Origin of the sequence: Methylobacterium aerolatum, assembly GCF_022179085.1 — a bacterium.
GTDB classification, from domain to species: domain Bacteria; phylum Pseudomonadota; class Alphaproteobacteria; order Rhizobiales; family Beijerinckiaceae; genus Methylobacterium; species Methylobacterium aerolatum.
Genome location: NZ_BPQE01000011.1, coordinates 47,256 through 67,804 on the forward strand (window position 1 = coordinate 47,256; position 20,549 = coordinate 67,804).

A 20,549-nucleotide genomic window follows, 5' to 3' on the forward strand; every position below is an offset into this window, starting at 1 on the left:
TTTGATCGGGGTTTGTCCGGCAATGTCCATGGAGAACAGGGGCAAGAGCCACGTCGATATCTTCGACCGCGCCAGCCGCGAGGCCTGGGCGCAGCATTTCGGCGTGAGCGAGGAGCGGCTGCGCAAGGCCGTCAGCATGGTGGGGACGCGGATCACCAGCATCACCGCCTACCTCCACCGGCCCTCGGCCTGAGGGCGGCGGCGATGATCCTTCCGACGAATGCGGCTCGGTAGCCCTCGATGACCGCCTCGAACGACGACAGAGCGGGCCACGAGGCCGACCTCATCACCTTCGAGCAGATCCGGGAGCGCGCCTACGAGTTGTGGGAGCGCAACCACCGGCCCGAGGGATTGGAAATCGAGTTCTGGCTGATCGCCGAGCGGGAGTTGCGGGCGGAGCGGGAGAAGCGCCGGAACGCGGCCTGAAGGAACGGGGGCGGCAAGCCCGCCCCCGTACGCGACGACAGACGTACCCGGTCAGGCGGCCGGCTTGAGGAAGCGGAACATGTTGCGCCGGGCCTCGTCGTCCATCTCGGCCTTGAAGGCGTGGCGTTCCTTGAGCGTCTCCGCCCGCTGAGCCGCCGGGCGCGCGTTCACCGTGTCCAGCAGGCGCTTGACGTTCGGTAGCCGACCGAAGGCGTCCTCACCGAGCACGAAGGGCACCATCCGCGCCCAGCCCCACGCCGCCATGTCGACGATGGAGTACCCGTCGCCCAGGACGAACGGCCGGTCGGCCAAGCGCTGGTCCAGCACCGTCCAGTGGCGGTTCGCCTCGAATATGTAGCGTTCGAGCGCGTAGGCCCCAGCATCCTTCGGCGCGAAATGGCGGAAGTGGACGCACTGGCCCGAGAATGGGCCGATGCCCGTGGCCACGAACATCAGCCAGGACAGCATCTCGCCCCGGGCGGCCTCGCCCTCAGGCAGGAACCGGCCCGCCTTTCCGGCGAGGTGGAGGAGGATCGCGTTCGAATCGAAAACGGTCGTCGTCCCGTCGACGATCGCCGGCACCTTGGCGTTCGGGTTCACGCCCGCATAGGCCGGGTCGAACTGCTCGCCCTTGCGGGTGTCCACCGGCACCGGCTCGTAAGCGAGGCCGAGTTCCTCCAGGCAGAGGGCGACCTTCATCGGGTTCGGGGAGAGATTGTAGAAGAAGCGGATCATGGCCGATGTCTCCGGGGATGGCTTGCCGGGCCGACCCCGACCCGGACCATCCCGTCTGCCGCCGCGGAGGGATCGCGCAGCGGGAGAGGCGGCGCAAGACGCGCCGCCGGGAGGCACCTATTCCGTCACGATCTTGTAGCTGCGCGCCGGCGTCAGCTGAGCCCCCCGCTCCAGGCCGTTGAGAACGAGGAAACGGTCCATCGGCCGGTCGGCCACCACCATGCGCCGGGCGAGGTCGTCGGGGTTCGGGCCGGGCGCCGGCACGATCTGGAGGTGCGTCGGCCGCAGGCTCGCGGACACCTCGGGCGTGATCTCGCCGAGGCTCGCGGTCCAGCTCTGGAAGGCGGCGTTCGGGTCCGCGCTGCCCTTGGCCGCCATGATCATCCGGTAGGTCGCGTCGCCGATGCGGATGGCGGCGAGGCGGAAGGTCCAATCCTTGCCCCTCGACAGGGCGAAGGCGGCCGGGTGCCCGTTCACCTCGCCGAGGGAGGAGCCCGCCGGGTCGAGGCTGTCGTTCCAGGTGGCCTTCAGGATCGCGTCGAGGGCCTGCCCCTCCTTGGCCTCGATCTGGTCGAACAACAGGCGGCGATTCCCGTCCGCCGTGGTGCCGAGCACCGCGGAGCGGGTGTTCTCCAGGCTGAACCCCTCCGGCACCGCGAAGGCGATGCCGAGGCTCGGATGGATGAAGCGTCCCGCGCGCACCACGCCGTCGCGGGGGCTGTCGCCGTAGGCGAGCCCGTCGATGGCCGCGAGGAAGCGGCTGCGGTCGTCGGTACCGAGGCCCGGCGCGCCGATCTTGCGGGCGGCCCGGATCGCCGCCGCGACCCGCTCCGTCGTGCCCGGATGCGAGGCGAGCATGTCCGGCTCGCCCCGGCTGCCGCCGCCCTGCTTGAGCTGGATCGTGCGGTTGAGAGCCGTGAGGAAGCGCGAGGCCGCGAAGGGATCGTAGCCCGCCGCCGCGAGCGTCTTCACCCCCGCCGCGTCGGCCTCCAACTCCTGCTCGCGCGAGAAGCGGGCGAGGGCGAAGCGCGACTGGTTCTTGAGCTGCGCGCCCGTGTCGGGATCGTTCAGCACGTCGGCCACGACCTTGCTCACCAGGGCCGAGCGCAATTCCAGTTCGCTGCGGGCCGTGGCGTGGTTGAGGGTGACGTGGGCGATCTCGTGGGCGAGGACCGCCGCGACCTCGGAGCTGTCGTTGGCCAGGGCCACGAGGCCGCGGGTGACGTAGAGGCGCCCGGTCGGCAGGGCGAAGGCGTTGATCACGGGCGAATCGAGCAGGGTGACCGCGTAGGCTTGGTCTGGCCGGTCGCTCGCCTGGACCAAGCGGTCGGTGATTTCCGTGAGGAGGCGGGTCACGGCAGGGGCCTTGGCCTCGCCGCCGAAGCTGGAGACGAGCTTGAGATGGTCGGCATCCGCCGCCCGCTCGCGGCCGGTGGTCCGCGGCGCCTCGGCCGGCACGCGCACGGCCGCGGGGGCGACGGCCGTGGTGGCGCGCTCCGCCACGCAGGCCCCGAGCCAGAGCGTCGCGAGGCCGACACAGACCCCCCGTCGCAGCCGATCAATCCCCCGGTTCGCGTCCATCGCGCTCAGCGCCGTGCCCCCGAATCGTCCCGCGCGGTCCCGTGGTGCGGTTCCGGCGCTTCGTCGTCCAGCCGTTCAATCGCATCGGCGGTGGCGGCCTCGATAGTGGGGTTGCGCCACAGTTCGACGATACCGCGCACGCGAACCCTGCGCGCGCTCAGCGTGGAGGCGGTCAGCCCCCGGGCCGCCATCTCGCGCCACGTGCGTTTCGGCACCGTGACGACGAGGCCGTCGGCCCCCCTGGGCGCGAAGTCGAGGTAGGTCCGGCCCGGCCGCTCGCCCACATGCCTGATAAGGCCTTCCACCACCGCGAATCGTCCCGCCAGTGCGCGCAGCGCCGCACCGTCTCCGGCCCCGGGACGGGGGGGCCGCCACACGCCGAGTCCCCGGCTCCGCGCCGCCGCCTCGACCTGCCTGAGGGCGGGACGGCACAGGGCGTCGGCCTCGCCGGGATCTGCGAAGGCGAGGCCCGCGGCGATCAGGCGCCCCGCCGGATCGGCCTCGCCGTCCTCCGTGAGGGCATCGACGTGCTCGCGCCCCCACCGGTCGGCCACGCCGCGCGGCACGACGAGGAGGGCGCGCCCGGCAAAGGTCTCCAGCTCCGCGCGGCTCGCCGCGTCGTCGTCGGGCCAGCGCAGGGACGACAAAACCGCGCGAGCGCCTGAGGCGAAGCGGATCTCCCCCCGCGGCCCGATGCCGGCGATCACCTCGCGCCGGGCGGAACCGGCGGTGCATTCGCCGGCCGATGCCCGAGGGGTGTCGCCCACGGAAAAGCCGAATGCCGCGAAAAGGAGCAGGCGGAACGCTCTCGCCGGCCCTCGAACCCCCACCCCCGCCTCCGTCGCCGGTGTTGGCCGCGCGGGGCGGAGATGCTAAGGACGCCGGGTCGTCTCCGTAGCTCAGCTGGACAGAGCACAGGTTTCCTAGAGGTTCAAATTGGGCGTCGCGCTGGGAAACCGCGCGGCGGATCCGCTCAAAGTCGGGGAAAGCTCACGGCTCCCGCGTCCGCCCGGACGCCGGGCCCTGCCGATCCCGAGCCAAGCCTGCCTCCGGGCGGGAAGGTGTAGAGACTAGACGGGCGGCACCTAAAGGCCGGGCGTAAGCCGGGACGGCCCATGGTGAAGGGATAGTCCAGACCACGAACGCCCGGAGCCGGGCGGCGGCGAAAGCCGAGGTGGTATGAAACCTGGGGTCGCAGGTTCGAGCCCTGCCGGGGACGCCATTTTTCGCACGACCGGAGCGCGCCGCGGCCGCTGGTCCGGGCGTGCCCGTCGGCGACAGGACCTCCCCGCGAGCCTTCCCCTTCTCACCCTCGAGATGTGGCCGTCATGCCACGCCGACGGAGCGCGGGACCGCCATGCCGTCCGCATCCGCGGCGATGGCATACCCTTTGCTCAAATATCCCGACCTAGGGAGGGAGCATCCAGGCAACAATCACGCGGTCGCTCACACGCCGGAGCACTCCGCGGACCTTTCGATCATTCAAGAACGAGGTCCGATATGCCTGAACTGTTGTCCGTTGCGCTGGTTTGCGCCGTCGCCCTCACGGCCCAGGATTGTTCCCGGGACACCGCCCTCGACATCATCGTCTCCCCGGCTTCGTCGCCGATGGAGTGCCTGATGCACGCCCAGGCCATGGCCGCCCGCGCCGGGCTGCCGGGCGGCGAGGACCGCTACCTCAAGGTCGCCTGCGAACACCGCCACACAGACCGGGGGACGACGACCGTCGCCCGGCGCAACTCCTGATGCGAGGGCGGGGGCCGGTCCGCCTCCGGCGGGCCGGACGATTCATCCGCACAAATTCGCTCAAGAGTTGCATTTTTCTGCCGATTGCCGAGGCGACCGGAGACGGAAGCCGTTCAACTACGCACTAAAATTGGTGCATTGAAGCCACAGGATGGTCTCCACAGGGGAAAACGTGACTGTTGGGGAGTTGCCGGGTGGCCCCGTGCGACCCATCGTGAGTGGTATGCTGACGCTTTCGCCCGCGAGGCCCTCGCCTCCGCCCCCAGGTCTCGTCGCCCGCGTGCCGGGCCGCGCACCCACGAGTGCCCGCCCGATGCTGTACGATGCGTTCGACTTCCAGACCGACCTGGCCGAACAGGTGCGGGGATGGGGGCGCATCCTCGATTCGGCGTGGACGCCCTGGGCCGGGTTCAGCGAGCCGATCAACTGGCTCTCGGCCGGCGCCCGCATGATGATGCGCACCGGCCTGACCTTCGCCCGCCCCGCCTACGGGATCGATTCGGTGATGGTCGGCAACCGTGAGGTCGCGGTGTCGGAGGAGGCGGTGGAGGTCACGCCGTTCTCGACGCTGCTGCGCTTCCGCAAGGACATCCACACCGAGCAGCCCAAGGTGCTGGTCGTGGCGCCCCTGTCCGGCCACTTCGCGACGCTGCTCCGCGCCACCGTGCGCACGATGCTGCCGGACCACGACGTCTATATCACCGACTGGCACAACGCCCGCGACGTGCCCCTGTCCGAGGGCCGGTTCGGGTTCGACGACTACGTCGCCCACCTGATCCGCTTCCTCGGGACCATGGGCGAGGGGTCGCATATCCTCGCCGTGTGCCAGCCGGCGGTGCAGGCGCTCGTGGCCGCCGCCGTGATGGCGCAGACCAAGGATGCCGCCGCGCCCCGCTCGATGACGCTGATGGCGGGGCCGGTGGATTGCCGCATCAATCCCACGGGCGTGAACGAACTCGCCACCTCGAAGCCGATCGAGTGGTTCGAGCAGAACCTGATCGCCACGGTGCCCTCCCGCCACAAGGGAGCCGGGCGCCGGGTCTATCCCGGTTTCCTGCAGGTCTCGGCCTTCATGTCGATGAACGCCAAGCGCCATATGCAGGGCCATGCCGACCTGTTTTGGCACTTTGTGAACGGGGAGAGGGACAAGGCGGCGGCGATCGAGACCTTCTACGACGAGTATTTCGCCGTCCTCGACCTCGCGGCCGACTTTTACCTGGAGACGGTCAAGACCGTGTTTCAGGATTACACCCTCGCCAAGAACGAGCTGACGTGGCGCGGCGAGGCGATCGACATGCGCTCCGTGCGCAAGACGGCGCTGATGACCGTCGAGGGCGAGCGGGACGACATCTGCGCCGTCGGCCAGACCATGGCGGCCCACGATCTCTGCTCCAGCCTGCCGCCCTACATGCGCACCCACCACCTCCAGGCGGGCGTGGGCCATTACGGCGTCTTCGCCGGCAAGCGCTGGGACACGCAGATCTATCCGCAGGTGCGCAACTTCATCCAGTCGCACGCCTGAGCCGGTGGGGCCGCGCCGTCGCGCCGATTTGACCCGGAGTCCCGCCGGGGCCACCATGCTAGCGTGATGGAATGAGCGAAACGGGCAGCGTGAGCGGCAAGCGCAACGGTGCGGAGAACGGCGGGACTGGCGACGCGAACGCCCGGCTCGACCGTCTCGTCGGGCAGGCGAAGGCCGTCGCCCTGTGGGAGGCCGCGTGGCCGGTGCTCTGGCGCAGCCTCGCCGTCGTCCTCGCCTTCCTCGCTGTCTCGTGGGTGGGGCTGTGGCTCGACCTCGCGCCCCTCTGGCGGCAGGTGGGCCTCGCCGCCTTCGCCGTGACGCTGGGCGTCTCGCTCTTCCCCCTCGTGCGGCTCGCCAGACTAGACCGCCGCGCGGCCCTCGCACGGCTCGACCGGGAGGCGGCGGCCCGTGATCCGCGCCTCGCCCACGGACCCGCCTCGGCGGCGCAGGATGCCCTCGCCGTGGGCGCGGACGATGCTGGGAGCCGGGCGCTCTGGGACCTCCACCGCGCCCGCGCGGCGAAGGCGGTGGCTGCCCTGCGGATCGGCCCGCCGAAGCCCGGCATGGTCCGGCGCGATCCCTACGCCCTGCGGGCCGGGATCGTCGTGGCGGCGGTGGCGGCCCTGTTCGTCGCCGGCCCGGAATGGCGCCAGCGCCTTGCCTCCGCCTTCGATTGGCACGAGCCCCAGCCCCCCGGCCCGAATTTCCGCATCGACGGTTGGATCGATCCGCCGGTCTACACGCGGATGCCGCCGCTCCTCCTCACCATCGGCGCGGGGGACCAGCGGCTGCGGGCGCCGGTCAACTCGCAGCTCATCATCCGCATCGCCGGGGCCGACCAGGAGACGCAGGCGCGCCTCACGCCGGGGCCGGGCCTCGTCCCCGTGCCGGGCCAGCCGCCCCGGCCCGACCTGCGGGAGGAGCGCTTCCGCCTCACCGGCTCCACCGACCTCACCCTCGCCACGCCCGCCGGGCGCCAGCACCTCACCCTCGAGGCGATCCCCGATCGCCCGCCGGAGGTGAGCCTCGTGGGCGGCCCGGAGGTGAACGGCCGGGGGACCTTCACCCTGACCTACCGGGCGAGCGACGACTACGGCATCGCCTCCGCCGAGGGCATCGTCGAGCCGGCGACGGCCGGGCGCAGCCTCGTGCCGCCGCCCAGGATCGCCCTGGCGCTGCCCTCCGATCCGAGCGGTCAGGCGGACATCAAGTCGCTGGTCGATCTCACCGACAACCCGTGGGCGGGCGCCACCGTGCGCTTCCACATCCTCGTGAAGGACGAGGCGGGCCAGGAGGGCAGGACCCCCGCCGCCGAGATGACTCTGCCGGGGCGGCGCTTCCGCGATCCGCTCGCCCGCTCGCTTGCCGAGGAGCGCCGCCGCCTCGTCACGGAGCCCGACCGCGGCCGCAGCCGCGTCCAGGCGAGCCTCGACGGGCTGCTCGTGGCGCCGGAACTGTTCACGCCCCAGGCTTCGGTGTTCCTCGGCCTGCGCACGGCGGCGAACCGCCTGCGGCAGGCTTCCTCCGACGCCGATCTCACGGAAGTGGCCGACCTCCTCTGGGAGATGGCCCTGAAGATCGAGGACGGCGACCTTTCGGATGCCGAGAAGCAGCTGCGCCAAGCACAGGACCGCCTGAAGGAGGCGATCGACCGGAACGCCCCCGACGAGGAGATCAAGCGGCTGACGCAGGACCTGAAGCAGGCCCTCGACAAGTTCCTGAACGAGATGGCCCAGAAGCAGGGCAAAGAGCCCAACCAGCAGCAGAGCCAGAAGGGCGATCAGCAGAATTCGAAGACCGTCACGTCGGACGATCTGAACAAGATGATCCAGCAGATGGAAGAGGCGATGAAGCGCGGCGACACTGCCGAGGCCCAGCGCTTGATGGAGCAGCTGCGCAACATCCTCGAGAACCTGCAGACGGCGCAGAAGGGCCAGAAGGGCAACGAGTCCGCCCGCCAGATGCAACAGCAGATGCGCGACCTCGACAAGATGACCCGCGACCAGCAGGAGCTGCGCGACGAGACCTTCCGCGACGGCCAGCAACAACAGCAGGGCCAGCGCCAGCAGAACCGGGGCCAGCCCCAGCAGGGACAGCGCGGCCAGCAGCAGCAGCAGGGCCAGCAAAACTCCCCCGGTCAGCAGGGCCAGCAGGGTCAGAAGAAGGGGCAGCAGGGCCAGGGCGATCAACAGGGCAGCACCGGGGAGCGCCAGCAGGCGCTGCGAGAGCGGCTCCAGGATCTGGAGCAGCGCATGAAGGAGAACGGGATGCGCGGCGAGCAGGGCCTCGCCGATGCCGAGGATGCCATGCGCGAGGCCGAGGAGGCCCTGAAGCAGGGCCGGGACGGCGACGCCGCCGATGCCCAGGGCCGCGCCCTCGACGGTCTCAAGAAGGGCGCCGAAGGCATGGCGCAACAGATGCAGGACATGGCCCAGGCCCAGGGCGAGGGCCAGCAGGGCGAGGGCCAGCAGCCCGGCCAGGAAGGGCAGGCCGGCGCCCGCGACAACGACCCCCTCGGCCGCCCGACCCGCGGGCGCGAGATGAGCGACGGCCGCGTCCGCGTCCCCACCGCCGACGAATCGGCCGTGCAGCGCGCCCGCCGGATCATGGAGGAGCTGCGCCGCAAGCTCGGCGACCCGACCCGGCCTCAGGAGGAGCTGGACTACTTCGAACGGCTGCTGCGGCGGAACTAGAGCGTTTTCGGTTTGATCCGGATCGCCTGCTTGACCGTCTTTGCGAGCGAAGCGAAGCAATCCAGCGATCCACCACGTCCGGTCAGGTCCCGCCGCCCTGGATTGCTTCGCTGACGCTCGCAAAGACGGTTCCGGCGTATGATCCGGGTTTCCCCGAAAACGCTCTAGCGCCGGGCCCGACGTCTCCCTGGCTGTCTTTGCGAGCGGAGCGAAGCACTCCAGGGATGCGCTCGCTCGGTGGCGTCCCGCTGCCCTGGATGCGTCGTTCCGCTCGCAATGACGGCAGACCGGCAACGACCCGCGGTCCTATCCCGTCGTGTAACCCGCGAGATGCAGGGCGATGCCCGCCGCCGCGCATCCCGCCAGGACCGTCACCATCCCGGCGCCAAAGCGGAGAGTCGCGATCACAGCGGCGAGCGACAGGACGAGCGCCGCCGGATCGAGGCTCGCCGGAACCGGCACATCCACGGCGAGCCCGAGGCCGCGCAGCGGTACCACCTCCCGGAAGATCGTGTGGAGGAAGAACCAGACCGCAAGGTTGAGGATCACCCCCACCACCGCCGCCGTCACGGCTCCCAGCGCCCCCGCCACGACCCGGTTGCCGCGTAGGGACTCGGCGAAGGGCGCCGCCAGGAACACGAACAGGAAGCAGGGGACGAACGTCACCCAGGTCGCCAGCAGGCCTCCGAGGATGCCGGAGACCAAGGGCGTGAGGTCGCCGGGGTTCCGGTAGGCCCCGAGGAAGGCCACGAACTGCATCACCATGATCAGCGGCCCCGGCGTCGTCTCCGCGAGGCCGAGCCCGTCGAGCATCTCCCGGGCGCTCAACCAGTGGAAGTTCTCCACCGCCTGCTGCGCCACGTAGGCGAGGGCCGCATAGGCGCCGCCGAAGGTCACCACCGCCATCGTAGAGAAGAAGGTGGCGATCCGCGAGAACACGTCGGCGGACCCGAGGGTCAGCAGGATCGCAACTACCGGCACGAGCCAGAGCGCGAGGCAGACCAGGGCCAGCCAGAGGGCGCCCCGCCGGTCCCGCGCATGGGCGGGGAGGCCGTCGCCGAGGAGGCTGCTCCCCGCCTCGGCCCCGCCCCCGTGCGGCCCGCCGCCGAAGGCCGTCGAGCCGGCGCGGGCCGCGACGAACCCCGCGAGGCCCGCCCCAAGTACGATCGCCGGGAAGGGCAGGCCGAACACGAAGATGCCGAGGAAGGCGAGGGCGGCTAGCGTCCACTGCGCGCGGGTGCGCAGGGCGCGCCGCCCCACACGCACCACCGCCTGCAGCACGACGGCCAGCACCGCGGCCTTGAGGCCGAAGAACACGGCGCCGATGGCCGGCACTTGGCCGTAGAGCGCGTAGACGATGGACAGCGCCATGATCGAGACGGCGCCGGGCAGAACGAACAGCACCCCGGCGATCACTCCGCCGGGCGCCCGATGCATCAGCCAGCCGAGATAGGTGGCGAGCTGCTGCGCCTCCGGTCCGGGGAGCAGCATGCAGACGTTGAGAGCGTGCAGGAAGCGGACCTCATCGACCCAGCGACGTTCCTCCACGACGATCCGGTGCATCACCGCGATCTGCCCGGCGGGGCCGCCGAAGGAGAGGGCGGCGATCCGCGCCCAGACGCCGGTGGCCTCGCGCAGGCTCACACCGTGAGGGGGAGGGGCGGGCCCCGCGGTGTGGGTCGGCATACGGTCCCGCCTTGCGTACGAGGTGGCCTAAGAGACCGGCGGCATCCAGGGCGCCTCGGCCTCCACCTTATTCAGGCAGCACTTCTTGAACTTCTTGCCTGAGCCGCACGGGCAGGGATCGTTGCGCCCCACGTCCTTGAACGGGTTGCGCTGCGGCTCGCCGAACCCCTCGCGTGTCCAATCGAGGTCGCCGACGGGGTCGTCGAGATAGCCGTAATCGTCGGGCAAGCGTTCCGGATCGTCGGGGTGCCGCTCGGCCTCCCGGAGGGCGTCCTTGAACCATTGCGGATCGCTGTAGTCCGGGTCCATCCGGCCATCCTGCCACGCGGCCTCTACCCGTGGGGCGAGGTCGCGGAAGCCGAGCATGGCGATGGCCTCTTCCCACGCGCTCCAGCCGAGGTCCTTCTCGACGGCCGCCTTGGCGTCGTCGAAGCGCACCAGCACACGGTGCAGGTCGTCGCGCGGGATCCGTCCGTCGAGGCACAGGAAAGCCGCCGCCGACAGAGCCGCCTGACGGATCGCGTCCTCGAGGCTGCTGTCGAGGATCAGGCGAAAGAGCGGGTCCGTTTCGCCGTCGTAGACGCTCGCCAGGATGCGCGGCAGCGTCGAGGTCACGGCGTCGCCGAGGGCGCCGTCCACCACGTCCAGGTCCTGCCGCAGCAGGGAGAGCAGCGGGGGGTAGGCGCGGGCATCCCGGGCGTGGGCCATGACGTGCAGGCCCCAGAACAGGAGGTTCGCCTCCGCCTCGGAAAGGTCCGCGCCGCCCGCCGCCTTGTCGAGCACCGGCAGCGTGGCGTCGGCGATGGCATCCGGATGCTCCAGCGCCTTGCGCAGGGCTGCGGCGGGCAGATGCACCGCCGCGGCGAGATCCTCGATGAGCAGCGCGATGGGATCCATGCCGGTCTCAGCCCCGCAGGGTCGCCCCCGTCTTGCGGGACACCTCCGCGACGATCCTGGCGCTCACCGCCTCGATCTCCGCGTCGGTCAGGGTCTTGTCCGTGGGCTGCAGCCGCACCGCGATGGCGATGGACTTCGCGCCCTCGGCCACGCCCGGCCCTTCGTAGAGGTCGAAGACTTCGACGCCGGCGATCAGCTTGCGCTCGGCACCCTGGGCGGCCTTCACCACGTCGGCGGCCGGGACGTCGCGGCCGACCACGAAGGCGAAGTCGCGGGTGAGCGGCTGGAACTCGGAGAGGGCCAGCGCCGGCTTCGCCTTGGTCGGCTTGTGCTTGGGCAGCGGTAGCGCATCGAGGACGATCTCGAAGGCGACCAGGGTGCCCTTCAGGTCGAGGGCCTGCATCGTGCGGGGATGGACCTCGCCGAACCAGCCGATCTCGGTCTTCGGCCCGAAGCGGAGGGTGCCCGAGCGGCCGGGATGCAGCCACGCCGGCCCCCCCGCCGCGACCTGGAGGCCGCCCAGGGGGATGCCGAGGCTGGCGAGCAGCGCGAGGGCGTCCGCCTTGGCGTCGAAGGCATCGACGGTACGCGCGGCGCCGTCCCAATGGCGCCCGGCGCCGAGGAGGGTGGCGGTGCTGCGCCGGACGGCGGCGGCGCGGATGGTCTGCCCCTCGGGCTGATCGTCCGCGAAGCACTGGCCGACCTCGAACAGGGCGGCGTCCGGGTAGGCCCGGTCGGCGTTGCGCTGGGCGGCCCGCAGCAGGCCCGGCACGAGGCTCGGGCGCATGTCCGAGAGGTCGGAGGCAATGGGGTTGGCGAGCTTCACCGTCGCCCCGCCGCCGCCGAACAACGTCGCGTCGCCGTGGGGGATGAACGACCACGTCACCGCCTCCATCAGGCCGCGACTCGCCAGCGCCCGCTTGGCGAGGCGCGTGCGCCGCTGCATCGGCGTGAGAAGCGGACGGGCGATCCCGGCCGGGCGGGGGAGGGGCTTCGGATCGATCCGGTCGAGCCCGGCGATGCGGATCACTTCCTCCACGAGATCGGCCTTGCCCTCGATATCCGGGCGCCAGGAGGGGGTGAGCACCTTCACCCGGTCGCCGGTGCCGGAGACGTGGAAGCCGAGGGATTCCAGCGTGACCTTCATCTCGGCGCGGGGCACCTCGATCCCGGCGAGGCGGCGAACCTCGCTCCACGGGAATTCGACGATGCGCTCGGTCTCCGGCGGTTCGCCGACGACCGTCGCCTCGCTCGCCGTGCCTCCGCACAGGTCGAGGACGAGGCGCGTGGCGAGATCGAGGCCCGGCAGGGTGAAGAGCGGATCGACGCCGCGCTCGAAGCGGTAGCGGGCATCCGTCACGATCCCCAGCCGCCGCCCGCTCTGGGCGATGTTGGCGGGATCCCACAGGGCGGATTCGATCAGCACGTCCGTGGTGGCCCCGTCGCAGCCGGAGGCTTCGCCGCCCATGATGCCGGCGATGGACTCGACGCCATTCTCGTCCGCGATCACGACGGTGTCGTCGGTCAGCGTATGGGTCTTGCCGTCGAGGGCGAGCAGGGTCTCGCCCGGCTTGGCCCGGCGGACGGTGAGGCCTCCCTTCACCTTCCCCGCGTCGAAGACGTGGAGCGGGCGGCCTCGGTCGAAGGTGACGTAGTTGGTGATGTCCACCAACGCGTTGATCGGACGAAGGCCGATGGCCCGCAGGCGGGCCTGCATCCACTCGGGCGACGGGCCGTTCGTCACGCCGCGCACGAGGCGCAGGGCGAAGAGCGGGCAGAGGCCGCTGTCGGCGGGCTCGAAGGCGAGGTCCACCCCGACGGGGCAGGGCCCCTCGCCGCGCACGGCCGGCTGGGCTGCCGACTTGAGGGTTCCGAGCCCGGCGGCCGCGAGGTCGCGGGCGATGCCGTGGACCGAGGTGCAATCCGGCCTGTTCGGGGTGAGGTTGATCTCGATGACCGGATCGTCCAGCCCGGCGAAGGCGGCGTAGGGCGTGCCCGCCGGGGCATCGGTCGTCAGGTCGATGATGCCGTCGTGATCCTCGCCCAGCCCCAGTTCGGCCGCCGAGCACAGCATCCCCCGGCTCTCGACCCCGCGGATGGTGCCCACCGACAGGGTGATGTTCTTGCCCGGCACGTAGGTGCCCGGCGGGGCGAACACCGTGCGCATCCCGGCCCGGGCGTTCGGCGCGCCGCACACCACCTGCACGGGCGCACCTTCGCCCGTGTCCACGGAGCAGACCCGCAGCCGGTCGGCGTTCGGGTGCTGCTCGGCGGACAGCACGTGGGCGACGACGTAGGGCTTCAGCGTCGCCGCCTTGTCCTCGATCCCTTCGACCTCGAGGCCGATGCGGGTCAGGGTTTCGGCGACCGTGTCCAGGGACGCCTCGGTGTCGAGGTAGTCCTTGAGCCAGGAGAGGGTGAATTTCATCGGTTTCGGCTCGGGAAGAGGAACGGTCGAGGGCGCGGCGCGGGCTCTAGCCCGTCAGCCCGCCCACGAGGCTCGGCACGTCGAGGGGCCGGAAGCCGTAATGGTCGAGCCAGCGGACATCGGCCTCGAAGAACGGGCGCAGGTCGGGCATCCCGTATTTCAGCATGGCGATGCGATCGAGCCCCACGCCGAAGGCGAAGCCCTGGACGGCGTCCGGATCGAGGCCGCAATTCCTCAGCACGTTCGGGTGGACCATCCCGCAGCCGAGGATCTCCAGCCAGTCGGTCCCCTCGCCGAAGCGGATCTCGCCGCCCTTGCGCGAGCACTGGATGTCCACCTCCGCCGAGGGCTCGGTGAAGGGGAAGAACGACGGCCGGAAGCGCATCTTCACCTGATCGACCTCGAAGAACGCCTTGCAGAACTCCTCGAGCACCCATTTCAGGTTGGCGATGTTGGCCGCCGTGTCGATCACCAGCCCTTCAACCTGATGGAACATCGGCGTGTGGGTCTGGTCGGAATCGTGCCGGTAGGTGCGGCCGGGGATGATCACGCGGATCGGCGGCTGCTGGCTCCGCATGGTGCGGATCTGGACCGGCGAGGTATGGGTGCGGAGCACCTTGCGCTTGCCGTCCTGGTCGGGGGCCAGAAAGAACGTGTCGTGCATCTCCCGCGCCGGGTGGCCCGGCGGGAAGTTGAGGGCGGTGAAGTTCAGCTCGTCCGTCTCGATGTCCGGCCCCTCGGCCACCGCGAAGCCCATGTCGGCGAAGATCGCGGTGACCTCGTCGATCACTTGGCTGATCGGGTGGATGCGCCCCCTCGCCTCCGGCGCGTCGCGCCCCGGCAGGGTGACGTCCACCCGTTCCGAGGCGAGGCGGGCTTCGAGCGCGGCCTCCGCGAGGTCGCTCTTGCGGGCGCTGAGCGCCGTCTGCACCCGGTCGCGCAGGCCGTTGATGAGGGGGCCGCGCACCTTGCGCTCGTCCGGCGTCATGGCGCCCAACGTCTTCAGGAGTTCGGAGACGCTGCCCTTCTTGCCCAGCGCCGCCACGCGGACGGCGTCGAGGGCGCCCTCGTCGGGGGCGGCGGACACCTGGGCCAGGAGATCGCGTTCGAGGCTGTCGAGATCGGTCATCGCTTCATTCGGATCGCGCGGGCCTTCGCCGCCGACGGGTGTGCTTTTGCGCGCCCTTGGCATTCATGCAAGTCGCGCGGACGGATTTTCGGCGGAGCGCCTGAAACGACGAAGGCGCGGCACCGTCCGGTACCGCGCCTTCCGTCACCTACGGGGAGAAAGGTCGCCTCAGGCGGCCTTCTTCTCCGGCTGGGCCGGGATCGCGGCCTTGGCCTTCTCGACCACGGCGGCGAAGGCGGCCGGCTCGTGGATCGCGAGCTCGGAGAGGGCCTTGCGGTCCACCACGATGCCGGCGGTCGAGAGGCCGTTGATGAAGCGCGAATAGGTCAGGCCATGCTCGCGGACCGCCGCGTTCAGGCGCTGGATCCACAGGGCGCGGAACGTGCGCTTCTTATTCTTGCGGTCGCGGTAGGCATACTGCATGCCCTTCTCGACCGCCTGCTTGGCGATGCGGATCGTATTCTTGCGGCGGCCGTAGTAGCCCTTGGCGGCCTTCAGAACCTTCTTGTGCTTGGCGTGAGAGGTCACGCCGCGTTTGACGCGGGCCATCGGTTATCTCCTGGATTCGACTGAAGTCAGTATCGGCTGGTGAGAAGGATTACCGTGCGTTCGGCAGGAAATACTTCTTCACGTTGGCGGCATCGCCCTCGAACAGGGTCGTCGTGCCGCGCAGGTTGCGGATCTGCTTCGTCGTCCGCTTGATCATCCCGTGGCGCTTGCCGGCCTGGGCGTACATCACCTTGCCGGTGCCGGTGATCTTGAAGCGCTTCTTCGCGCCCGATTTGGTCTTCAGCTTGGGCATTTGGCTCTCCGTGGTGCGCGAAACGCCTGCTCGGCCCGCGAGGACCGGGTGGGTTTGCGCGATGATGCTTCTGGAGCAGCATGAACCGCCACGGCAGCCCTTGATCGGCCGGGCGGTTCGACGCGGCCGGGCTTATGCCAGAAACATTCCCCGACGGCAACGTTTTCCGCGACACCGCATTGATAACGCGGATCGATGGAGCACGCAGCGCGCTTGGCGCGACCGCCGCGTGCCCGGTGTCATTGTGCGCTGCATTGGAAGGATACCGGGGATGGAACTGCTTCTCGCACCGCAACCCGGTGTCGGAGCCCCGTCCGGAACGATAACCTTGGCTGTCGGTTTCATTCATGTCCCGCTCAGGCCGCGCGGTCTACTCACCGCGTAAAGTCGGTCACCAAGGAGACACTTCGTGCGCATTGCCCAGATTGCTCCGCTTTCGGAGGCGGTCCCCCCGAAGTTCTACGGCGGTACAGAGCGCGTCGTCAGCTGGATCACGGAAGAACTCGTGCGCCAGGGCCATGACGTGACCTTGTTCGCCAGCGGCGATTCGGAGACTTCGGCGAAGCTCGCGGCCTGCACGCCCGAAGGCCTGCGTTTGCTCGGCTACCGCGACCACACCGCGAGCCATCTCGCCATGCTGCACCATGTGCATCGCCGGGCCAGCGAGTTCGATATTCTTCATTTCCACATCGATCTGCTTCAGTATCCGATGTTCGAGGACATGAATCACAAGTGCGTCACCACGATGCACGGCCGCCTCGACGTGCCGGACTTCATGCCGGTCTACCGCACCTTCACCGGGATGCCCCTGGTGTCGATCTCCGACAACCAGCGGCTGCCGATGCCGCCGAACGTCAACTGGGCGTCGACGATCCATCACGGCCTGCCGGCCCAGAACTGCCCGTACTACCCCGAGGCGAAGGGCGGCTACCTCGCCTTCCTCGGCCGCATCTCTCCCGAGAAGCGCCCCGACCGGGCCATCGAGATGGCGATTCGCTCCGGCACGCCCCTTAAGATCGCCGCCAAGGTCGATAAGGCCGACCAGGATTACTGGGACGAGGTGATCGAGCCCATGACCCATCACCCGCTGGTGGAGTACATCGGGGAGATCAACGAGGAGCAGAAGAAGGACTTCCTCGGCAACGCCATCGCGCTCGCCTTCCCGATCGATTGGCCGGAGCCCTTCGGCCTCGTCATGATCGAGGCGATGTCGGCCGGCACGCCGGTGATCGCCTTCCGCAACGGCTCGGTGCCGGAAGTCATCGCCGACGGCGTGTCGGGCGTCCTGTGCAACAGCATGGACGACGCCGTGGCGGCCGTTCACAAGGTGAAGGCCATGAGCCGGGCCGGGGTGCGCGGCCACTTCGAGACCCGCTTCACCGCCGAATGCATGGTGAAGAAGTACGTCGCGGTCTACGAGGCGCTCCTCTCCCGTTCGGCCGACGTGATCCGCCTGCCGAAGGCGAGCTTCAAGCCGCACGCCGTGGACATCAACGGCTCGTCCCGCCCGGCCATGCCGGCGGCGGCGATGCCCGCCTGAGCCGCGCGCTTTTAGGGGCGGCACCGGGCTTGCGAAGCACCCGCCGCCCGGCCTAGCGTCGCGAAAGCGACTCATCCGACTGGTTTTGACAGGGCCGCCGCATCCTACACGATGCGGCGGCCCTCTCGATTCGTCCCGACACGCACCCGGAGATGCCCGCATGGCGGCAAAGACTGACCTCGCGACGAACACCGCCGAGAACACGGCGATGGAAGCCTCGTCCTCCGTCCTCGGTGTGGGATTCCAGGACGCGGACGAGGTTTTGCCGACCTATCACATCGAAGCGCAGACCTCCCTGGTCGAGCGGCCGCTCCGCTCCCTGAAGTTCGGCGAGGCCTTCGGCGTGCTCGATTCCTACGGCGACATCGGCGTCCTGCCGGGGCCGGAGGGCCTGTATTTCCAGGACACCCGCTACCTGTCGCGGCTCGAAGTGAAGATCGAGGGCCAGCGCCCCCTGATGCTGTCCTCCGTCATGCAGGACGACAACGGGGCGCTGAGCGTCGACATGACGACGCCGGACATCCGCCTCGACGCCCATGACGAGACCTCGATCCCCCGCGAGACGGTGGCGATCGAGCGCACGAAGTTCCTGTTCCGGGGCGCCTGCTACGACCGGATCGGCCTGCGCTCCTACGATACCAAGCACCGGCGCCTGCGCGTGAGCATCGCCTTCGACGCCGACTACCGCGACCTGTTCGAGGTGCGCGGCACGGACCGCAAGGAGCGCGGCAAGCGCGGGGTGCAGCTGGCGAGCCCCACCGAGGTACAGTTCCGCTACGTCGGCCTCGACGATGTGGTGCGCACCACGAGCCTGCATTTCGGGCCGAAGCCCCTCTCGCTCGAGCCCGGCAAGGCGGAGTTCGAAGTCTCCCTGTCGCCCGGCGCGCAGACCTCGATCTTCATCCGCGTCGTGTTCGAATCACACCGGGCTTTCACCAAGCCCCCGTCCGAGGCCATGACCGGCGAGGATGCGGCGGCGCGCCTGACCCAGGTCGCCAACGGCGGGGGCTCGCCCCGCCATCCCAAGGGGCTCGGCGAGGGCACCATTTTCGCCCGCGCCTATCGTGATTCCCGGCGCGACCTGCGTACGCTCACGGCGGGCATCACCACGATCATCTCCTCGAACGACCAGTTCAACGAGGGCCTGTGCCGGGCCACGGCCGACCTCTACATGCTGGCGAGCCGCACGCCCGAGGGCATCTACCCCTTCGCCGGAATCCCCTGGTATTCCACGGTGTTCGGGCGGGACGGCATCATCACCGCGATGATGGCCCTCTGGATCGATCCGAAATTCGCCCGGGGCGTCCTGCGCTACCTCGCCTCGACGCAAGCCAAAACCGTCGATCCCGCCGCCGATGCCCAGCCCGGTAAGGTGTTGCACGAGACCCGGCGCGGCGAGATGGCCATGCTCGGCGAGGTGCCGTTCCGCCACTATTACGGGACGATCGACGGCACGCCGCTCTTCGTGATGCTGGCCTACGAATACTATCTCGTCTCCGGCGATCTCCAGACGGTCAAGGACATCTGGCCAGCCCTCGAACTCGCCCTCGAGTGGATGGACAAGTACGGCGACCGGGATGGCGACGGCTTCGTCGAATATGCCCGCGACACCGAGAAGGGCCTGGAGAACCAGGGCTGGAAGGACAGCCACGATTCGATCTTCCACACGGACGGACACCTCGCGAAGGGGCCGATCGCGCTCTGCGAGGTGCAGGGCTACGTCTATGCCGCCAAGCACGGCATGGCGCGCCTCGCGGGCCTGCTGGGCCACGACGCCATGGCCGAGCGTCTCTCCCAGGCGGCGAACGACCTGCGCGAGCGGTTCGACGAGGCGTTCTGGAACGAGGAGATCGGCACCTACGCGCTGGCCCTCGACGGCGCCAAGAAGCAATGCGCCGTGCGCTCGTCCAATGCCGGCCATGCCCTGTTCACCGGCATCGCCAAGCCGGAGCGGGCGGCGCGGGTCGCCGAGACCCTGCTCGGCAACGACGGGTTCAACGGCTGGGGCGTGCGCACCATCGCCAAGGGCGAGGCGCGCTACAATCCGATGTCGTATCACAACGGCTCGATCTGGCCGCACGACAACGCCATCGTGGCCATGGGGCTGGCCCGCTACGACCTGAAGGCCGGGGCGGCGCGGATCTTCCAGGGCATGTTCGACACCTCCCTCTACCAGGACCAGAAGCGCCTGCCGGAGCTGTTCTGCGGCTTCATGCGGCGGCGGCAGCGCGGGCCTGTCTCTTACCCGGTGGCCTGCAGCCCGCAGGCCTGGGCGGCTGCGGCCCCCTTCGCCTTCCTCGCCGCCTGCCTCGGCCTGGAACTCGACCACGACCAGAACCGGGTTCTCCTCAAGAACCCGATCCTGCCGGACTTCCTCGACGGCGTGACGCTCTACAACGTCAAGCTCAGGGACTCGCGCCTCGACCTGCGTTTCCAGTGCTACGACGGCGATGTGACCGTGAGCGTGCAGCGCCGCCACGGCGATGCGCAGGTGGTGGTGATGAAGTAGCAACCTCGTTTCGGCGGAGGGCGGCGCCCTCCGCCTACGGGGATGTAAGTCGTCGTCCGGCTTCAGCGGAACCGAAAGCTTGGCCGCACGTTTTGCGGCTATGGAACACTTCAAGTCCACCATCGCCACGACAGCGATTGCAGCTTTCGGCCTCGTCGCCGCAGCGCATATCCTGCATCCGGGCAACTTCGAGCGCACGACGTACCCGTCGCGGCCGGCTGCGACGGTGGTTCAGCAAGCGAGCGCCTGGGTCGATCCCCCGGCTGCCGCGGAGGCGTCCACGACCCTCCCGGAGACGAAGCCCGTGATCGAGGCGCGAGACACCCTCCCGGTGGCCTGGACCTCCGGCACGGCGCAATCGCCGGAGAAGGCCGTCGAGGCCAAGCCGGCCAAGTCCCGGCGCAAGGTCTCATCGGCCCGCCGCCACCGGGTGGCACAACGCCAAGCGCACCAGCGCGACGCGGCGCTCGCCCGCCCCACGCCCGCGACGTCGGCAACGGCCCCCGTGGCGCAGGCCCAGGAGCGGCGCCCGAGCCCGCTCACGGACCTGATCCATGGGTTGGGCCTCGGCAGCGACAGCTGATCGACGCCACTTTTCGGGCTGTGACCGGAAACCTGCCACTGGCTTTCGTTTCGAGGGTCAGGCCGGAAAGGTCCCGGTGGCCCATAACGCCCTCCGCGTCCTTGCGAGCGAAGCAAAGCAATCCAGGGCAACGGGCCGTCTACGACCGTGTCGCATCCCCGGATGGCTTCGCTGCACTCGCAATGACGGAGGGCGCGACGACCTTTCCGACCGGACACCGAGGTGCCGGAGCACAGCGGAAGCCCCGGAGGAGATCTCCGGGGATCGTGGAG

17 protein-coding genes are annotated in these 20,549 nt (G+C 69.8%); 8 read left to right on the plus strand and 9 right to left on the minus strand.

The window, feature by feature from the left end:
* The first annotated feature begins 22 nt into the window (after positions 1 to 22).
* Both MFF06_RS07100 and MFF06_RS07105 read left to right on the plus strand, forming a co-directional pair.
* Complete coding sequence (locus MFF06_RS07100) at positions 23 to 193, plus strand: DUF3606 domain-containing protein (protein ID WP_238202426.1); 171 nt, start codon at positions 23 to 25, stop codon at positions 191 to 193.
* Between the two features lie 47 nt (positions 194 to 240).
* The gene (locus MFF06_RS07105; protein ID WP_238202428.1) at positions 241 to 426 is read left to right on the plus strand and encodes a DUF2934 domain-containing protein; all 186 of its coding nucleotides are present in this window, start codon (positions 241 to 243) and stop codon (positions 424 to 426) included.
* A 51-nt stretch (positions 427 to 477) separates the two neighbouring features.
* Here MFF06_RS07105 and MFF06_RS07110 read toward each other — a convergent pair whose 3' ends face one another.
* The 3 genes from MFF06_RS07110 to MFF06_RS07120 form a co-directional block, all read right to left on the minus strand.
* Positions 478 to 1,161 carry a glutathione S-transferase family protein gene (locus tag MFF06_RS07110; protein ID WP_238202430.1) on the minus strand — a complete coding sequence of 228 codons (684 nt, stop codon included), beginning with the start codon at positions 1,159 to 1,161 and terminating at the stop codon, positions 478 to 480.
* Positions 1,162 to 1,278: 117 nt separating this feature from the next.
* Positions 1,279 to 2,742 carry a M48 family metalloprotease gene (locus MFF06_RS07115; RefSeq protein WP_238202431.1) on the minus strand — a complete coding sequence of 488 codons (1,464 nt, stop codon included), beginning with the start codon at positions 2,740 to 2,742 and terminating at the stop codon, positions 1,279 to 1,281.
* 5 nt (positions 2,743 to 2,747) lie between these two features.
* Complete coding sequence (locus MFF06_RS07120; RefSeq protein WP_238202432.1) at positions 2,748 to 3,509, minus strand: pentapeptide repeat-containing protein; 762 nt, start codon at positions 3,507 to 3,509, stop codon at positions 2,748 to 2,750.
* Positions 3,510 to 4,242: 733 nt separating this feature from the next.
* On the opposite strand from MFF06_RS07120, the gene MFF06_RS07125 reads away from it, so the two are divergent.
* The 3 genes from MFF06_RS07125 to MFF06_RS07135 all read left to right on the plus strand — a co-directional run bounded on the left by MFF06_RS07125 (position 4,243) and on the right by MFF06_RS07135 (position 8,703).
* Positions 4,243 to 4,488, plus strand: coding sequence for a hypothetical protein (locus MFF06_RS07125; protein WP_238202433.1), 246 nt, complete (start codon positions 4,243 to 4,245; stop codon positions 4,486 to 4,488).
* Between the two features lie 313 nt (positions 4,489 to 4,801).
* Positions 4,802 to 6,010 carry a polyhydroxyalkanoate depolymerase gene (locus tag MFF06_RS07130; protein ID WP_238202434.1) on the plus strand — a complete coding sequence of 403 codons (1,209 nt, stop codon included), beginning with the start codon at positions 4,802 to 4,804 and terminating at the stop codon, positions 6,008 to 6,010.
* 71 nt (positions 6,011 to 6,081) lie between these two features.
* Entirely contained in the window at positions 6,082 to 8,703 is a 2,622-nt protein-coding gene (locus MFF06_RS07135; protein WP_238202435.1) for a TIGR02302 family protein, read from the plus strand.
* A gap of 306 nt (positions 8,704 to 9,009) precedes the next feature.
* On the opposite strand, the gene chrA is transcribed toward MFF06_RS07135, so the two are convergent.
* From chrA to rpmI, 6 genes are all read right to left on the minus strand, one after another.
* Complete coding sequence (chrA, locus tag MFF06_RS07140; RefSeq protein ID WP_238202436.1) at positions 9,010 to 10,389, minus strand: chromate efflux transporter; 1,380 nt, start codon at positions 10,387 to 10,389, stop codon at positions 9,010 to 9,012.
* 27 nt (positions 10,390 to 10,416) lie between these two features.
* Positions 10,417 to 11,286: a DUF1186 domain-containing protein gene (locus MFF06_RS07145; protein ID WP_238202438.1), complete on the minus strand. Its 870-nt coding sequence runs from the start codon at positions 11,284 to 11,286 to the stop codon at positions 10,417 to 10,419.
* 7 nt (positions 11,287 to 11,293) lie between these two features.
* Positions 11,294 to 13,714, minus strand: coding sequence for a phenylalanine--tRNA ligase subunit beta (gene pheT, locus MFF06_RS07150; RefSeq protein ID WP_238202440.1), 2,421 nt, complete (start codon positions 13,712 to 13,714; stop codon positions 11,294 to 11,296).
* 46 nt (positions 13,715 to 13,760) lie between these two features.
* Complete coding sequence (gene pheS, locus MFF06_RS07155) at positions 13,761 to 14,843, minus strand: phenylalanine--tRNA ligase subunit alpha (RefSeq protein ID WP_238202441.1); 1,083 nt, start codon at positions 14,841 to 14,843, stop codon at positions 13,761 to 13,763.
* Between the two features lie 168 nt (positions 14,844 to 15,011).
* Positions 15,012 to 15,392: a 50S ribosomal protein L20 gene (gene rplT / locus MFF06_RS07160; RefSeq protein ID WP_238202443.1), complete on the minus strand. Its 381-nt coding sequence runs from the start codon at positions 15,390 to 15,392 to the stop codon at positions 15,012 to 15,014.
* Positions 15,393 to 15,441: 49 nt separating this feature from the next.
* Entirely contained in the window at positions 15,442 to 15,645 is a 204-nt protein-coding gene (gene rpmI / locus MFF06_RS07165) for a 50S ribosomal protein L35 (RefSeq protein WP_007561407.1), read from the minus strand.
* A 409-nt stretch (positions 15,646 to 16,054) separates the two neighbouring features.
* On the opposite strand from rpmI, the gene MFF06_RS07170 reads away from it, so the two are divergent.
* The 3 genes from MFF06_RS07170 (at position 16,055) to MFF06_RS07180 (ending at position 20,277) form a co-directional block, all read left to right on the plus strand.
* Positions 16,055 to 17,185 carry a glycosyltransferase family 4 protein gene (locus tag MFF06_RS07170; protein ID WP_238202444.1) on the plus strand — a complete coding sequence of 377 codons (1,131 nt, stop codon included), beginning with the start codon at positions 16,055 to 16,057 and terminating at the stop codon, positions 17,183 to 17,185.
* Between the two features lie 160 nt (positions 17,186 to 17,345).
* Entirely contained in the window at positions 17,346 to 19,694 is a 2,349-nt protein-coding gene (locus MFF06_RS07175; protein WP_238202445.1) for an amylo-alpha-1,6-glucosidase, read from the plus strand.
* 100 nt (positions 19,695 to 19,794) lie between these two features.
* Entirely contained in the window at positions 19,795 to 20,277 is a 483-nt protein-coding gene (locus MFF06_RS07180; RefSeq protein WP_238202446.1) for a hypothetical protein, read from the plus strand.
* Positions 20,278 to 20,549: the final 272 nt, after the last annotated feature.

Bases quoted from the DNA above. Each gene is read 5' to 3' on its own strand.
- MFF06_RS07100 (WP_238202426.1), top strand. From the start codon at position 23: ATGTCCATGGAGAACAGGGGCAAGAGCCACGTCGATATCTTCGACCGC.
- MFF06_RS07105 (WP_238202428.1), top strand. From the start codon at position 241: ATGACCGCCTCGAACGACGACAGAGCGGGCCACGAGGCCGACCTCATC.
- MFF06_RS07110 (WP_238202430.1), bottom strand. From the start codon at position 1,161: ATGATCCGCTTCTTCTACAATCTCTCCCCGAACCCGATGAAGGTCGCC.
- MFF06_RS07115 (WP_238202431.1), bottom strand. From the start codon at position 2,742: ATGGACGCGAACCGGGGGATTGATCGGCTGCGACGGGGGGTCTGTGTC.
- MFF06_RS07125 (WP_238202433.1), top strand. From the start codon at position 4,243: ATGCCTGAACTGTTGTCCGTTGCGCTGGTTTGCGCCGTCGCCCTCACG.
- MFF06_RS07130 (WP_238202434.1), top strand. From the start codon at position 4,802: ATGCTGTACGATGCGTTCGACTTCCAGACCGACCTGGCCGAACAGGTG.
- MFF06_RS07135 (WP_238202435.1), top strand. From the start codon at position 6,082: ATGAGCGAAACGGGCAGCGTGAGCGGCAAGCGCAACGGTGCGGAGAAC.
- chrA (WP_238202436.1), bottom strand. From the start codon at position 10,389: ATGCCGACCCACACCGCGGGGCCCGCCCCTCCCCCTCACGGTGTGAGC.
- MFF06_RS07145 (WP_238202438.1), bottom strand. From the start codon at position 11,286: ATGGATCCCATCGCGCTGCTCATCGAGGATCTCGCCGCGGCGGTGCAT.
- pheT (WP_238202440.1), bottom strand. From the start codon at position 13,714: ATGAAATTCACCCTCTCCTGGCTCAAGGACTACCTCGACACCGAGGCG.
- pheS (WP_238202441.1), bottom strand. From the start codon at position 14,843: ATGACCGATCTCGACAGCCTCGAACGCGATCTCCTGGCCCAGGTGTCC.
- rplT (WP_238202443.1), bottom strand. From the start codon at position 15,392: ATGGCCCGCGTCAAACGCGGCGTGACCTCTCACGCCAAGCACAAGAAG.
- rpmI (WP_007561407.1), bottom strand. From the start codon at position 15,645: ATGCCCAAGCTGAAGACCAAATCGGGCGCGAAGAAGCGCTTCAAGATC.
- MFF06_RS07175 (WP_238202445.1), top strand. From the start codon at position 17,346: ATGGCGGCAAAGACTGACCTCGCGACGAACACCGCCGAGAACACGGCG.
- MFF06_RS07180 (WP_238202446.1), top strand. From the start codon at position 19,795: ATGGAACACTTCAAGTCCACCATCGCCACGACAGCGATTGCAGCTTTC.